Origin of the sequence: Macrococcus equi, from assembly GCF_047426745.1 — a bacterium.
Lineage (GTDB): Bacteria > Bacillota > Bacilli > Staphylococcales > Staphylococcaceae > Macrococcoides > Macrococcoides equi.
This window is the reverse complement of the sequence record NZ_CP179732.1, coordinates 1,399,535-1,415,817: the sequence shown is the minus strand read 5'-3', so window position 1 is coordinate 1,415,817 and position 16,283 is coordinate 1,399,535. Positions and strand designations below refer to the sequence as shown.

General features: G+C 34.2%; 15 protein-coding genes. 4 read left to right on the top strand and 11 right to left on the bottom strand.

Translation table 11 applies throughout. The features are described from left to right. Positions 1-205: 205 nt before the first annotated feature. Positions 206-601: a YgzB family protein gene (locus tag ACMGE6_RS07315; RefSeq protein ID WP_414053302.1), complete on the top strand. Its 396-nt coding sequence runs from the start codon at positions 206-208 to the stop codon at positions 599-601. A 151-nt stretch (positions 602-752) separates the two neighbouring features. On the opposite strand, the gene ACMGE6_RS07310 is transcribed toward ACMGE6_RS07315, so the two are convergent. From ACMGE6_RS07310 to ACMGE6_RS07295, 4 genes are all read right to left on the bottom strand, one after another. Further along, the gene (locus ACMGE6_RS07310) at positions 753-2,108 is read right to left on the bottom strand and encodes an IS1182 family transposase (protein WP_414046802.1); all 1,356 of its coding nucleotides are present in this window, start codon (positions 2,106-2,108) and stop codon (positions 753-755) included. A gap of 92 nt (positions 2,109-2,200) precedes the next feature. Then, positions 2,201-2,659, bottom strand: coding sequence for a peroxide-responsive transcriptional repressor PerR (gene perR, locus ACMGE6_RS07305; RefSeq protein WP_414045867.1), 459 nt, complete (start codon positions 2,657-2,659; stop codon positions 2,201-2,203). A 94-nt stretch (positions 2,660-2,753) separates the two neighbouring features. Beyond that, positions 2,754-3,704, bottom strand: coding sequence for a phosphoglycerate dehydrogenase (locus tag ACMGE6_RS07300; RefSeq protein WP_414047101.1), 951 nt, complete (start codon positions 3,702-3,704; stop codon positions 2,754-2,756). A 12-nt stretch (positions 3,705-3,716) separates the two neighbouring features. Continuing rightward, entirely contained in the window at positions 3,717-4,172 is a 456-nt protein-coding gene (locus ACMGE6_RS07295; protein ID WP_414045865.1) for a peroxiredoxin, read from the bottom strand. An 80-nt stretch (positions 4,173-4,252) separates the two neighbouring features. Between ACMGE6_RS07295 and ACMGE6_RS07290 the strand changes: the two genes are divergently transcribed. Together ACMGE6_RS07290 and ACMGE6_RS07285 are read left to right on the top strand one after the other, a co-directional pair. After that, on the top strand, positions 4,253-5,551 hold the full coding sequence (locus tag ACMGE6_RS07290; protein WP_414053301.1) for a glutamate-1-semialdehyde 2,1-aminomutase: 1,299 nt from the start codon (positions 4,253-4,255) through the stop codon (positions 5,549-5,551). Positions 5,552-5,605: 54 nt separating this feature from the next. Then, complete coding sequence (locus tag ACMGE6_RS07285) at positions 5,606-6,691, top strand: FUSC family protein (protein ID WP_414053300.1); 1,086 nt, start codon at positions 5,606-5,608, stop codon at positions 6,689-6,691. Positions 6,692-6,717: 26 nt separating this feature from the next. Here the strand turns inward: ACMGE6_RS07285 and ACMGE6_RS07280 are convergent, their stop codons facing one another. The 5 genes from ACMGE6_RS07280 to mutY form a co-directional block, all read right to left on the bottom strand. Then, a complete protein-coding gene (locus tag ACMGE6_RS07280) occupies positions 6,718-7,323 on the bottom strand; it encodes a DNA-3-methyladenine glycosylase (protein ID WP_414053299.1) in 606 nt (201 codons plus the stop codon). Positions 7,324-7,610: 287 nt separating this feature from the next. Then, positions 7,611-9,209 (bottom strand): FMN-binding glutamate synthase family protein, encoded by a 1,599-nt coding sequence (locus ACMGE6_RS07275; RefSeq protein ID WP_414053298.1) that lies wholly within the window; start codon positions 9,207-9,209, stop codon positions 7,611-7,613. Between the two features lie 59 nt (positions 9,210-9,268). After that, a complete protein-coding gene (locus ACMGE6_RS07270; RefSeq protein ID WP_414053297.1) occupies positions 9,269-11,014 on the bottom strand; it encodes an ABC transporter ATP-binding protein in 1,746 nt (581 codons plus the stop codon). A gap of 48 nt (positions 11,015-11,062) precedes the next feature. Further along, on the bottom strand, positions 11,063-11,611 hold the full coding sequence (locus ACMGE6_RS07265; protein ID WP_414045859.1) for a nucleoside tri-diphosphate phosphatase: 549 nt from the start codon (positions 11,609-11,611) through the stop codon (positions 11,063-11,065). Between the two features lie 78 nt (positions 11,612-11,689). Next, a complete protein-coding gene (mutY, locus tag ACMGE6_RS07260; RefSeq protein WP_414053296.1) occupies positions 11,690-12,727 on the bottom strand; it encodes an A/G-specific adenine glycosylase in 1,038 nt (345 codons plus the stop codon). Positions 12,728-12,823: 96 nt separating this feature from the next. Between mutY and ACMGE6_RS07255 the strand changes: the two genes are divergently transcribed. Further along, entirely contained in the window at positions 12,824-13,807 is a 984-nt protein-coding gene (locus tag ACMGE6_RS07255; protein ID WP_414053295.1) for a metal-dependent hydrolase, read from the top strand. 82 nt (positions 13,808-13,889) lie between these two features. Here ACMGE6_RS07255 and ACMGE6_RS07250 read toward each other — a convergent pair whose 3' ends face one another. Beyond that, positions 13,890-14,768, bottom strand: a complete 879-nt coding sequence (locus tag ACMGE6_RS07250) for a hypothetical protein (RefSeq protein ID WP_414053294.1) — start codon at positions 14,766-14,768, stop codon at positions 13,890-13,892. Beyond that, entirely contained in the window at positions 14,747-16,279 is a 1,533-nt protein-coding gene (locus ACMGE6_RS07245; RefSeq protein ID WP_414053293.1) for an ATP-binding cassette domain-containing protein, read from the bottom strand. The genes ACMGE6_RS07250 and ACMGE6_RS07245 overlap by 22 nt, the downstream gene beginning before the upstream one ends. Positions 16,280-16,283 lie beyond the last annotated feature (4 nt).

Here is a 16,283-nt window from a genome sequence, read left to right as displayed (position 1 = left end):
ACACATTTTCTTATTTTTTTATAATTTATTTTAAAATTTATTTTCTGTCATTCTGGTAATGCCATTTCCGCTCTTAGCTTAATCATATTACTTTATTATTGATTGATATATTGCTTGATTAACAGAACTAAAATCAATGTGTTTGCTTATTTGTTCGTCGTATTTATGATATAATGCATTTCAGTATTATATAGGAGATGATTGTTTGAAACTGTTCAATAAAAAACCAACGAGTAAAATTAATCGTATTCGATCATGGGCGCTAGGATTAATTTTTCTAGCAATGATTGTGATGTATATTGGTTCTGCTATTTTTTATTTTTATCATAGTCAATTGATCTTTTCTTTATTCTTATTATTAGGTACTATACTCTTCTTAATTAGTTTCGTAGTTTATTTCTGGATTGGTATGCTCTCCACTAAGACCATTCAAGTCCGTTGTCCAAATTGTGAGCAGTATACGAAAATGTTAGGTAGAGCTGATATCTGTGCAAACTGTAATCAGCCTTTAACATTAGATCCAAACTTAGAAGGCAAAGAATTCAATGAAGATTATAATAACGCCAGAAAAAGTAAAGCGTTAGAAGAACAAGAAAAGTAATTCTTACAAAATAAAAAAGGAAATCGCTAGTAGCGATTTCCTCAGATTGAAGACAAACTCATTTTCATTACATGAGTTTGTCTTTTTTTAAAGACTATATTCTCATTTATTCGAAGAAATTTCTTCGAAATTTAAATTATTGACTATAATGCTAAGCCAATTGAGTATCTTTGATAACCCAATTGGCTAACTTTTTTAAATTCATGCATGCACAAATAAGCGTGGTTTCCATGGACACTTTTTTCAATCCTCTAAACTTTGTCCATCTCATACCATGCTGTTCTTTAGCGTCACCAAATCTTCTTTCAATAGTTTGAGACCTTAATTTATATCCCATTCTTCCTTCTTCTGTATGTCTTATTTCTTCAACATCTTCTAAGTATTCTTGCCAAATATGTCTTTGAATTTGCTTTTTATATTGTTTATTTTCTGTACATTTATTTAGAAATGGACATTCTTTACATACATTTGGGTTAGAATGATACAATTTAAATCCTTCACGATCAGTACGTGTGTATTTAAGGGGATGATTTGCAGGACAAATATATTCATTGTAATATTCATCATAAACAAAATCATTTTTTCTGAAACGGTCCTTTGGACCTCTTGGTCTAGTATATGGCATGTAAGGAGTGATTGACTCTTTAAATAAAAAGTAAGCATTAAAAGGTGTTTTATATCCAGCATCTACAGCCAAGGTTTTAGGTTTAATTCCTTTATCTTTCATTCTAGAAATCATAGGTGCCAATTGAGTACTATCATGAATATTACCTGGTGTTACGTGGTGATCTACAAAAAATCCATTTTTATCAACACAAGCATGTAAACTATAAGCAAACTGTTTCTCACGTTCACCTTTAACATAGTAACCAGCGTCAGGATCTGTCAGACTTTCTTTCTTTTCTTTTTCTTCTGTCTTATGAGTTGGGGTGAACTCCTTTTTTCCTTCAGATTTACGAACCTCGTTTATTTCTTTATCTAATTCATCCTTATAATGAGCGACTGATTTTTTTACTACAACTTTTCTAAATCTATGTTTATTAGCATTTGCTTTTATATGAGTAGAATCAATAAATAAAGCTGAGGTATCTATCAATTTATGTTGCATCGCCAACTGTAGAATGTGTTCAAATATTTCTTCGAAAAGTGTATTATCACTGAACCTTCTAATATAATTCTTACCGAAGGTAGTGAAATGAGGAATCTTATCCTGAAAACTGTATCCAAGATACCAACGATAAGCAACATTTGTTTCTATTTCTTTTATTGTTTGTCTCATTGATTTTATTCCGAATAATTTTTGTATTAATATTATTTTTACTAAAATCACAGGGTCTATACTTGGACGACCATTATCAAGACAATATTTATCTTCGACTAGAGGATAAATAAAATTCAAATCCAATACTTTATCTACTTTTCTTAGTAAATGGTCTTGTGGAACTAAATCTGAAATTGCAACAACCTCTAATTGATTTCTTTTATCTTCTGATTTACTCAACAAAATAATCACCCCAAATCATTGTTAATATTATTGTATAAAAAAAGACTGAAGACTTCATCTCCGAAGGAGACTTTGTCTTCAGTCTGAGGAAATCGCTAGTAGCGATTTCCTTTTTTATTTAAACATTCTGGACAGATGCCGTAAATCTCCATACGATGATGAGTAACAGCAAAGCTTGTAATATGCTGTGCAATGTTTTCAACTTCATCTAGTCTAGGATAATGAAAGTCTGTTATTTTGCCACACTCGCTGCAGATTACATGATAGTGATTATCTGTCTCAAAATCAAAACGGCTTGCTGCATCTCCGTATGTCAGCTCTTTAATTAATCCACTTTCTTTAAATACCTTCAAATTATTATAAACTGTTGCAACACTCATATTAGAAAACTGAGGAGATAACGCCTTATATATTTCATCTGCCGTAGGATGACTATTAGATTCAATTAAAAATCTGAGTACAGCTTGTCTTTGCGGTGTTATTCTCACGCCAGTTTTTCGCAAACTTTGTATCGCGTTGTCAAGCATATCTTCCATATTTAATTCCGCTGACATCATAACACCTCTTTTCTAATTTATAGTAATTCTATTTTACATTCTTTTTTTCATTAATGTCAAATAGGTAAATCGAAAAGAGATGTCGATTGTACTAGTAACCTTTATTAGTATCCACGAGATTTTTAAATTCCTTAGAACTATTGATGCCAATTGATAAATTGTGTTTAAAAATTTCTGTTGCACGCTGATTATAATGTAAACTATTACCTGTGATGTGAGGTGTCATAATCACATTATCTAGTTCATATAACGGATTATCCGCTTCAAGTGGCTCATTATAATAAACATCCAGACATGCTTTGCGAATTTTATTTTCTTGTAATGCTTGCAATAGTACTTCTTCTTTCGCAATAGTTCCTCTTCCCACATTGATAAATAAAGCTTCTGGTCCCATCGCTTCAAAATCTGATATCGTCAGTAGATTGATAGTTTGTGGTGTCTCCGGTAAAACATTGACGATAATATCTGCAGTTTTAAAAGCTTCCTCTCTTCGCTCTATATTCAAGACAGTATCAAAATTTTCTACAGGTCTGCCATCAGTATTCAGCCCTATTACTTTCATTCCAAATGCTTTGGCAATATGTGCAGCATATTGAGGTATTTCGCCTGTTCCTATAAAACAAATTGTCTGATTGAATAACTCTTTATGTCTGATTTTAGTTTTATATCCTCTTTGCTGCTGAAGTTCATAATAAGGTAAAACATTTTTATAATCAGTCATGATGTAACTAAAGATATATTCTGAAATTTGAATTTTATGCACACCACGAGCATTCGTAAGTACAATATTTTTTGCTGCAATTTCTGATAATGGCAATTTATTTACACCTGCAGCATACCAGGCAATCCATTTTAAGCGTTTAGCTTTATTTATAACGGCACTGTTTAACTTACTGTCATAAGTTATGATTACTTCCATCATAGCAATATCTTCTTCCGTTAACGCATCAAATCCATCTCTAAAAATAAACTCATGTTCCGGATACGCGGAAACTAGATCATTAAAAATTTCTTTTAGATTTATCGTAGAAATAATCTTCATATGCTGTTCTCCTTATTTCAGTACTGCCTTAATCTCATCCATTTGCTGTTTAACTTTCACACCATCAAAAAAGCCGATGACCTTATTATTTTCATCCAGAATGATAGTAGTTCTGACAATCCCCATCGCTTCTTTACCGAATGACTTCTTTAAACGGTATATATCAAGAGATTCAGAATACGCATAATTTTCATCTACGAGCAGGTCAAAATTCAATTGATATTTTTTAATAAAATTAGTGTGTTTTGTCTTACTGTCACCACTTACCCCGTAAACTTGTGCTCCGAGTTCTTTTAAGTCCGTCAGATTATCATTAAAATCACATGCCTGGGTCGTGCATGTTGGTGTGTTATCTCGAGGATAAAAATATAAAATCGTCTTTTGTCCAAGCAAAGATTCATTAGTCACCATCTCACCATCTTGATTTTCCATTGCAAACGCTGGTAAATTATCACCAATTTTCAACATATGAACCCTCCTAATCAAAATTTATGTAACTCTATGATAGTATAGTAGACGAAAATACTAAACTAAAAGAGGTTGATAATATGGATTTTACAAATTCGGAACGTATTCAAAAACGAGCGAATGAAGCGATTTTAGGAGGCGTTAATTCGCCGTCAAGATCTTATAAGGCAGTAGGAGGTGGCGCACCGGTTGTCATGAAACGTGGTCAAGGCGCATATTTCTATGATGTAGATGACAATAAATATATAGATTATCTTGCTGCATATGGTCCTATTATTACAGGGCATGCACACCCACATATAACAGAAGCGATTAAACGTGCAGCAGAAAACGGAGTCCTTTATGGTACACCAACTGAGCATGAAGTGGTATTTGCTGAGATGCTTAAAGAAGCAATTCCTTCTTTAGAGAAAGTTAGATTTGTAAACTCTGGTACAGAAGCAGTAATGACGACAATTCGTGTGGCACGCGCATTTACAAAAAGAGATAAAATCATTAAATTTGCAGGATGTTACCATGGTCATTCTGACTTAGTGCTTGTTGCAGCTGGTAGTGGACCTTCTCAACTTGGTACACCTGACTCAGCTGGTGTACCTAAAAGTGTTGCGCAGGAAGTAATTACTGTGCCATTTAATGATATTGAACAGTTTAAAGAAGCTTTCCATCATTTCGGAGATCAAATTGCAGGCGTATTAGTAGAACCTATCGTTGGTAATTTCGGAATTGTTGAACCTAAAGAAGGTTTCCTGCAAGCAGTAAACGATATCGCCCATGAACACGGCGCCTTAGTCATCTATGATGAGGTTATTACTGCATTCCGTTTTATGTACGGTGGAGCACAGGACTTATTAGGAGTGAAACCTGATTTAACAGCATTTGGTAAAGTTATCGGTGGTGGTCTGCCAATTGGTGCCTATGGTGGTCGTCAGGATATTATGGAACATGTTGCACCACTAGGCCCAACTTATCAAGCGGGTACAATGGCGGGTAATCCATTAAGTATGCAGGCAGGTATTGCATTACTTGAAGTAATAAAAAAAGACGGTGTGTATGAAGAATTAGATCGCTTAGGTAAAATTTTAGAAGACGGCATGCTGCAGCTGATCGAAAAGTATAATATTCGTGCAACGATCAACCGTTTAAAAGGGGCTATGACAATCTACTTTACCGATGAAAAGGTAGTTAATTATAATCAAGCTGAAAATACGGATGGTGAGGCTTTCGCGAAGTTCTTCAAACTCATGTTAAATCAAGGCATCAACTTAGCACCTTCTAAGTATGAAGCATGGTTTATTACAACGGAACATACTGAACAAGATATCAAGGATACTCTAGCAGCAGTTGAACATGCATTTAAAGAAATGACTATTGAAAAATAGCTGAAATTCATGTATAAGTGTACTATCAATCTAATAATGAGGTAGATGTAAAAAATGAAATTAGGCGCACGTATATTTAAAACTGGAATCGCAATTATAGTCTCATTGTTTATCGCCCACTTATTTAATACACCAGGTGCTATCGTTGCAGGTATCTCTGCGCTTTTTGCAATGCAGCCAAATGTTTATCGTTCATTCAAAACAATCATCGAACAGTTTCAGGGAAATTTAATCGGTGCAGCATTGGCTGTATTTATGGCACATATCTTTGGATTCCATATTATCATTATCGGTATTACATCTATTCTCCTCATTTCAATACTTCAAAAGTTAAATCTGTCACATGTGACTGGATTAGCTGTCGTGACTCAACTTATTATCATGGATCATCAAGATGGTGATTTTCTAATGTCAGCGGCGTATAGATTTACATTCGTGATGATAGGGGTATTCAGTGCATTCATCGTAAATACATTGTTCTTACCTCCAAAATTCGAAACAAAGATGTATTATAACTGTTTAAATATCAGTAGTGACATCTTTAAATGGATACGCCTGGAAATAAACGGGTCTACAGAGTTTCATGCAGTAAAACGTGATATTGATGATATTCGAAGCAGAATCGAAAAAGTAGAAGAGCAGTTTAACTTATACAAAGAAGAACGCGCTTATACGAAAAAAGGAAGTATCCGTAACATCAGAAAGAAGATTATCTTCAAGGAAATTATATTAGCAACGAGACGTGCACATGATGTATTAAGAAAACTTCACCGCTATGAAAATGACGTTATAAATTTACCGGAAGAACTTAAAGTTCAGATTAAATTTGAACTGGATGAACTTATGACAATTCACGAAGAGATATTAATGCGAGTTTCACAAAAAGTTCCTGCAAACAAAATTGATGATAACTATATGATTAATGAGGCATTTAAAGAAAATATACTCGATGCATTTTTAAGAGAGATTAATCAGCAGAAAGATCCTGAATATAGTAAAGAACATGTACTCATAGTGATTGGAACTATATTTGATTATCGTGACAGACTTGAACACTTAGACCGCATTACACACAGTTTTTATAAGTACCATAAAGATGATAAGAAAATTACGATTCACAACGAAAATATTGATATATAAATAACAGCAGCGAATTCGCTGCTGTTTTATTTTCTCCAGCCATTACCACTTACTGCTTTGACCTTATCTTTTGATACAAATGGATTATCCTTTACAGTAAAACGATATAAATATTCTACCGCTTCTTCTTTATTATCTATTCCCATTCGTTTACTTTCCAGGATTTCAATTGGAATTTTACCATCTGTTAACTGGATATCCCCTTCATTAATTCTAGTACCATTATGCATATCACGTTTCACCCCTAGACTTTGGGTAAGTTTACCCGGACCATCCGTCAAATTTTTAGTTCTTCCACGACGCTCAATCATAGTATCCAGTCCATCAACCGGCTCGATCGCTCTAATTAATACACCTTCCGGATGCAATTCGTCTCTCGTTATAAAATTCATACAATGATGGCCATGCATTGTATACACATATATCCCACCATAATTCCGATACATCATTTCATTCTTTTTTGTTCTACGTAAATTATATGTATGGGCAGCCTTATCCTGTTCACCAAGATAAGCTTCAACTTCAGTAATATAGCCACTTGTTAATTTGCCGTCAATGTTTGTAGTAATCTTTTTCCCAAGCAAGTGCTTTGCAGCAAGTAATGTATCATCTTTCAAAAAGCTTAAATCCATGACATTCACCTCTTACAAATATTTACCCTTTTATTAAAGTGGATAAGCAATTATGAAGGGTGAAATGCGAAATTGGGGGTCTACCAATTTCAACTTCTTTTTAGATTGCGAAATTGGAGGTCTACCAATTTCAGCTTCTTTTTAGATTGCGAAATTGGGGGTCTACCAATTTCAGCTTCTTTTTAGATTGCGAAATTGGGGATCTACCAATTTCGGTTATTAATATCCATAAAAAAAGCACCGTAGTGAGAAATTCACTACGGTACTAAAATATCATCCTGCTTATTTTAACCTACATCTTTTAAAGTTTTATACATCCTTTTCACATACTGTTCACCGGTAATGATTTCACCGTTATCTGTTCGATATAGTAAGTGTTTCGCTGTAATCTGCGTTGGGCTGTCAACACCGCATGCTGCTGCAAGATTAAACAATCCTTCATGCATACTTACGACATAATTCGTCACACGATACTGTTTTTCTTCTACAACAAGTCCCTTTTCTTTATGAGGATCAGTAGTCGCAACACCTACCGGACAATCATTGGTATGACATTGCTGTGCCATAATGCATCCCACACTCATCATCATCGCTCGAGCTATCTGTACCAGATCTGCACCAAGTCCTAATGCAATGGCAACCTTATCCGGTGTGATTAATTTTCCAGATGCAATAATCTTAATATCATCTCTTAAACCTTGCTCAACCAGCACTGCATTTAATATCGGCAATGCAGAGAATAATGGTAATCCTACCGTATCTTCTAATTCCTGATATGTGGCACCTGTTCCACCTTCACCACCATCAAGCGTGATAAAGTCAGGATAGATGCCTGTAGTTTTCATATCTGAAACTAAACTGTACAACATTTCCAGGTTTCCAACCACCATTTTAAAGCCTACAGGTTTACCGCTCAACATTTGTAATCTTTCTACAAATCGTAGTAAATCAATATTATTCTCCATAAACGTAAATCTATTCGGAGAGTTAATTGTCGTAAATGGTTTTACGTTACGAATTCTTGCGATTTCTTCTGTAACCTTTTCTGCTTCAACGTGACCTCCACGTGTTTTAGCACCTTGAGCAAGTTTAATTTCAAATGCTTTTACTGACTCATTCTGTGCTTTCTTCAAAAATTGTTCTTCACTGAAGTTACCGTCTTCATCTCTAACCCCAAACAATCCTGGTCCAATTTGAAAGATGATGTCACATTTACCGCTTAAATGATGATCACTCAGTCCACCTTCACCCGTATTCATCCACGTGTTTGCTAAACCCAACCCTTTTGACAATGCTGATATCGCATTTTTACCTAAAGCACCGTAACTCATACCAGATTGACCAATTAATCGTTTGACATAAAACGGATGAGGTCGTCTGTTTCCAAGAACAACTGCATGTTCATCCGTTAATAAATACGGATCTACAGCAGCAGACTCACGATGCTCTTTTCTTGAAAATAATCCTTCTGCATCCAGTTTATAAACTTTTGTTTCAACTTTTTTCTGCTGATCAATCGCTAATTCATTCGGTTGCTTCGGAAATATTGAGTTCTGAATATAAAAACCAGGTGCATTAAAGTCACGTCTTGAACCAAATCCACCAATTCGTGATTTGTACTTACCTGCCTTTACAACATCCAGATAATCTTTTCTTGAAAAAGGTGTAGACTCATTATCTGACTGAATTAAATACTGACGCATTTCCGGTCCGATTTTTTCAAAGAAATAGCGCACACGCCCAAGTACCGGATAATTTCTTAAAATACTATGCTGATTTTGTTTCTTATCAACAAAAATAAGTGAAAAGACCCCTATTGCTACAATCAAAGTTAATACAAGAAAGATTGTATTCACAATCAATTGTATTGCCTGTAAAACATCCACAAAAATACCCCCTATATATGATACTTATATCATACAATAGAGGGCAAAAAGTCTCCATACTATTCCGCATCTAAATGCTGGATAGAATATAAATTATAATAATGGGATTTCTTATGCATTAATTCCTGATGCGTTCCAATTTCTACGATTTCGCCATTTTGAATGACAACAATCTTATCCGCATGTGTAATCGTTGATAAGCGATGTGCAACTATTACAGTCGTACGATCTTTAGACAATGTTTCTAAAGCTTCCTGAATGACCGCTTCACTTTCAAGATCCAGCGCACTTGTTGCTTCATCAAGTATTAAGATAGGTGGATTCTTTAAGAATACACGTGAAATAGCTACACGTTGCTTCTGTCCACCTGATAATTTCACGCCACGTTCACCGACTTCTGTATCATAACCATCGGGTAAACTCATAATAAAATCATGTGCATTGGCAAGTTTCGCCGCATAGATCATCTCTTCTTCTGTTGCATCTGGTTTACCAAGTAATATATTTTCGCGTATTGATTCAGAGAATAATATATTATCCTGCATTACCATACCGATTTGTGTTCTTAAACTTTCAATCGTGTAATCTTTCAGCGGCACGTGATCTATTTCAATTTCTCCACTCGTCACATCATAAAATCTCGGTATCAAGCTAATCATCGTCGATTTTCCACCACCACTCATACCGACAAATGCTACGGTTTCACCGCTATGAATATCAAGATTTACATGGTGTAATACTTCTTCGTCATTCTCGTTATACTTAAAACCTACATCTTTAAACGTTATATCCCCATGCTGTACTTTAATATCACGTGCATGCGTGGCATCTTTAACATCATAAGGTTCATCAAACAGCTGGAACATACGATCCATAGACGCTAAACTTTGTGTAAGTGTTGTAGATGAAGATACTAATCTTCGCAATGGTCCATACAAGCGATCAAGATATGCGATAAATGCCGCTAAACTCCCGACCGTTAATCCGCCTTGTATCACTAGATAAGCACCAAATCCAACAACAAGCAACGGACCAATGTCTGTAATCGTATTAATCACCGCAAAACTTTTCGCATTCCATTTTGTATGATCTGTTGCCTTCTTTAAAAAGTTTTCATTTCGTTTATTAAATCGTGCATTCTCTTCCTCTTCAATTGCAAACGTCTTAATGACTGTCATGCCTTGAACACGTTCATGCAAGAAACCTTGTACTTCAGCAAGCGACTGACTTCGCGCACGTGTTAATTTACGTAAGTTTCCAAAGAAGTAATAAATACTAAACATATAAAACGGGAAGACGATTAATGAAATTAACGTTAATTTCACACTCATCGTAAACATAATGATGAGTGCTATGATGATTGTCACTAGATCCAGCCATACGTTCATTAATCCAGTCACAATAAAATCTTTTGTAGACTCAACATCGTTAATCACTCGAGAAATGACTTCGCCGACTTTATTATTAGAATAAAATCGTACACTTAAATTCTGTAAGTGTTTATATAATTTCTTTCTGATGTCATACAATATTTTATTACTTGTCCACTGTGCTAAATATTGTCGGTAGTATTCTACTGGCGGACGAATCACAACAAAGATAAAGCCAAAAATTAATATCGCATTCATCAATGCTGACTTTTTCTCTTCTATCGTCATTGCACCATTTTGAATCACGTCATCAATTACATATTTAATGAGTAGCGGAATTAATAGTGGTATCCCGAACTTTAGAATACCTATCGCAATGGTTAGTATAATCAACATCCAGTAAGGTTTTACAAACTGCATATATCGTTTAATCATGTAAAATCTCCCTTTAACAAATTAAATCAACCTAACATTTAGGTTGATTTAATCTTTCATTCTTTTCTGGAAATGAAATCTTTCTTGCCAGACTTTAATAAAGTCTGGCGCAAATGGTCCCTTTTTCCTTTCAATCCATTGCTGCAAAATATCAACGTTTCTCCTCAGGATATCATCAATCTCTTTTGGATAATTCATTTGTTTCATGTGTTGCTGATACTCATCTTCATCCAGTAAGTGATACTTACCATTAGGATAGACTTTTATGTCTAAGTCATAATCAATATATTTAATAGCCTCTGTGTCATATACAAAAGGTGATGATAAATTACAATAGTAATACACACCATCTTCCCTGAACATACAGATGACATTAAACCAATACTCAGCATGAAAGTAGACAATAGCCGGCTCTCTTGTAACCCAAGTCCTACCGTCACTTTCAGTTACAAGCGTTCGATTATTCCCCCCAATGATAACATGATTTGTCCCTTTTAAAATCGTTGTTTCAGACCAGACTCTGTGAATTTTTCCGTTATGTTTATAACTTTGTATCTGCACATTCTGGCCTTCTTTTGGTATGGATTCTTTGACCATGTTCCACACCACCTATAATTTATAATATTTGCATTTTAAATTATAACATAATAAGCGTTTCAATAAACGTAAATAAACCTATTGTTTAAATTCACTATAGTAATTAAAGATTTTAGTCATAGATACCGGGAAATTGTATGCATCTTTCTCATCGGGTGATATCAGTTTATACGGGAGCTCAACATCATCTTTAGTATAAGCGTGATATACTTCCATCTGCCATTCTAAATGTGTAAACTGGTGCTTTGTTTTAACAAACGGTTCACGCTCAATATGTAAAGAGATATCCATCTGTTCTTCAATATCACCGACATGCATATCTATATCAAACATTGGAAACTGCCACATAGAAGCTAATAATCCATTATCCGGTCTCCTTTGAATGATGACCTGGTCGTCCTTATGTATTAATAGCACTTTATAATGCTGCACTGTCTTTTTTATTTTTTTAAGTTTAACCGGCAAATTTTGCATATTACCCTGTTCATATGCTTCACAATGTTCATTCACCGGGCATAGTAAGCATACAGGATTTTTAGGTGTGCAGACTGTTGCACCTAATTCCATCAATGCCTCATTGAAATCTCCTGCCTGTTCAGGCATAACTTCCATAACTTTCGATTCAAAGTGTTTTCGTGCTCGGGAACTAGAAATATCAAAAGTATCATTATCAAGTCTTGCAAATACACGATATACATTACCATCCACTGCAGGTAATTGATGATTAAAAGCAATACTCATAACAGCCCCTTGCGTATAAGGTCCTACGCCTTTTAATGCAAGAAATGCTTTTGGATCATCTGGTACTTTGCTTGCATACTGGACTTGAACTTCACGTACAGCTGTATGAAAATTTCTAACGCGCGAGTAATATCCTAATCCTTCCCAATACTTAGACACTTCATCAATTGAAGCTTCTGCTAATGTATCGATATCTGGAAATCGTTCAATAAATCTATTGTAATAAGCTCTGACAGTGTTGACTTGTGTTTGCTGGAGCATAACTTCTGATAACCATATTTTATACGGATCATTCGTTTCTCTCCAGGGCATCTCTCTTTTATTTTGATTGAACCAACTTAATAACTGTGTACTGAAAGTATATTTATATTTCATATTAACCAACTTTCTAAAATTATTGTTAAACTTCCGATTTTTCTTTTATCTATTGCTTTAAATTAGATTATAATGAGTGTGAAAGGAATGATTCTTATGGATACAGCTACGCATATTGTAATGGGTGTCGGACTAGCAGGACTTGCAACGATTGATCCTGCAGTTACTTCGATGTATCCCGCTATCGTTACTGCAGTAATGGTCGGATCACAAATTCCGGACATTGATACTGTTTTAAAATTAAAGAATAATGCCGTCTATATCAATAACCACCGTGGTATCACACACTCAATTCCCTTTACTCTCATCTGGCCGATAGTACTTACAGTCTTAATTGGTATGATCTTTAAAGATGTGCAATACTTCCATGTATGGTTATGGGCTCAAATAGCTGTATTTCTCCATGTGTTCGTAGATATCTTTAATTCATACGGTACGCAAGCTTTACGTCCCTTAACAAATAAATGGATTCAGATTGGAATTATCAATACATTCGATCCCATCATCTTTATCTTACACATTTGTGCCATATGTTTATGGTATATCGGAGGTAATCCGGTATATATCTTTTCAAGTTTGATAGTTATACTTGTCATCTACTATATCACTAGACGAATGTTGCAACAATCAATTAAACGTGCAGCACTTAAGCTCATTCCAAAAGATGAAAAAATTATCAAGACGTTCGTTGCACCAACCATTCGTTTTTATGAATGGCGCGTTGCAATACAGACAGATACACATGATTATATCGGCAGAAGCTATAAACGATCAGTTAACTTTAGTGATCGTTTTAAACGTATCCCTTTTCCTGAAACAAAATACATGCAGCATGCAATGCATGATAAAAACTTCAGAGCATTTATTAACTTCAGTTCAATTTACCGATGGACAGTTACGCAAACTGACAATGGCTATGAACTCCGTTTCATTGATTTACGCTATTTAAAGAACGGTCATTATTCTTTTGTTGCTATTCTTGGACTTGATGATAAGTATTACGTGACTCATAGTTACACTGGCTGGGTATTCACAGAAGAAAAACTACAGCAAAAATTAGTACGAGGTAAAGTCAATTAATCTTGAAAATGATACAAAATAACCGAGGACAACGCATCAATCACGATGCGTTGTCCTCGGTTTTAATTATAGATATTCAAGATTATGATTTAAAGATACTATCCCTTAGATTTTGTAAGTTAATGCTTAATTTAGATTGTTTTTTTGGCTCAGAACCTTCTGATTTATTTATATTTATTTCATCTTTTAAAATCTTATAGAAGTAATTGAACCAAATATAGATTAATATCAGTTCAAATATAAAAATCATTTGTGCAGGTAGATTCAACAACGGTGTACTACCTAATACTACCGACTCCTGTACACCATTGACTATAAAGTAGAATGGATTTAACTTTAAGATATTAATTAAAAGTTCCGGTAAATCAGATGGAATCCACAAAATCGGTACACTAATCAAAATTAAAAATAAAATCACCATGATAATCCAGCGCATATTATCAAAAAGATGAGACATTAACGCAAGTAACGTACATATTGGCATTAGCAATAGAAATGTCATTAATGAGAAATATATAATGCTCACGATACTCGTATCAATTTCCACCTTATTTGAAATCGCAATAATGAGTAACATTATAAGCGAAATAATAAATAAAATATAGAAATTAATGATTTGGACAGTTGTTAATACATACGTTGGTGTGTTCGTTATGTTTAACATAAATCCTCTTGACTGCAACATCTTCATAGAAAAATAAGCTGCACAGGCTATCCAGAAAAACACAAGATATCCGGATAATGACCACACTTTTGAGAGCTTATCAATCGGTAGTCCCTCGGTTAAATTAATCCATAAGAATGTAACTGCTATCAGCAATAGATTAATAGTTAACCATATGGCATAAAGTTTTTGATTATAGTAGATTTCAATAAGTGCATTTTTTATCGTATGCGGAATATATTTTATTGTATTCAGTAATTCATTCATCATAACACCTACATCTGGATATATAACCATTCATTGTTCTTAAAGTCTGCAATGGCATATCCCTCTCCAATTTTTACTATCCACTGATCTGATTTAATGCCAAACTTTTTCTTAAGTTTTTTTTGATTTTCCATCGGGAAGCTGATGCCATTTAATTTATTTACATCATCAAAATGCAGATGGATATCGTTTTTAGTCAGTTTCACTTTATATCTGTGATTTGATTCCGGATATAATTCTTTATTAATTGTACTGTGAGACTTTCCGATAAAGCCATTAAAAAATTCTCTGAAATTCACATAATTACTATACATATAATCTTCTAATTCACTAAATGAATGCTCATCATATAAAGCAGCAGGGTTGATATAGATAATATCTTTCTTATCAACATTCATCGCACCACCGGCATAATCCACACGAAAAACTTTATCATTATATCCTGAAATAGTTAAAGTCGTATTAGAAGGTATATCTTTTTCCTCAGATTTATTAGAAAGCGTCGTATCTCTACTCGTCACACCAAGTGCATATTTATCGATGTATGCTTTGTCAGGTTTTTCAACAATACTATTTTCCACATTGGCAGTCACCTTTGAAGGTACGCCAATATTATTAAGTAATAACACAAACATTAATGCAATTCCGAACAAAATAAGGATGCTGGTCGTAAGTAGCTTTTGAAGATTTTCATCGATAATAACTCCACCATAACGCCTTATTCTGCTAAGTTTTTCTCCTTCATCATGATTAAGGGAACGTGCCATTTTATAATTTAAATCAAATAATGAACGTGCTTCTTCATTACGACAACTCTCAAAATCCTTTAAATAACTTTTATAGAGCGGAATGATTTCTTTAGGTGTACCTGATTTTCTAACCTGACCATGACTCATCCAGGTAATATAATTTGCTTTACTTTCAATAAAATCAATGTCAGTTTCTATAAGAACGATTGATTTTTGTTCTTTTACCAGTAAATCAATAATCATACCAAACTTTTCTCTGAATGCATTGTCCAGATGACGGTATAGATCATCAAATATGATAACATCAGGTTTTAGAAAGTATGCAAGTGTAATCATTAGCTTTGAACGTTCAAATGTCGATAGCTCACTTGTCGGGCGTTTCTCGTAATCTTTTAAACCACTGAATTCTAAAACATTTTGTCTCTTTTCGGTAAATGAATTTAAAGGCAGGTTATATGATAAAAAGATTGATTCAATTAATTGTTTAACAGAAGAGTCGCCTTCAAAGATATGGTTATGACTGGCAAGAAATGTTGGGTGGTCGTTTTTAACACGTCCCTCATTCGGTTCAACTACTTTAGAAATAAGTTTACCAATCACTGATTTACCTGAGTCCGGTAAACCGATTAACCCTAGCACTTCACCCTTATAAAGATGTATCGTAACGTCCTTAACTTCTACATTATGATTTTTAGCATCCGGTATGATGATATCTCTAAACTTTGAAAATCCACTAACGTGACGAAAGTATTTTGTTACATTAACGAGTCTTACTAGTATATTATTTGTCATTTTA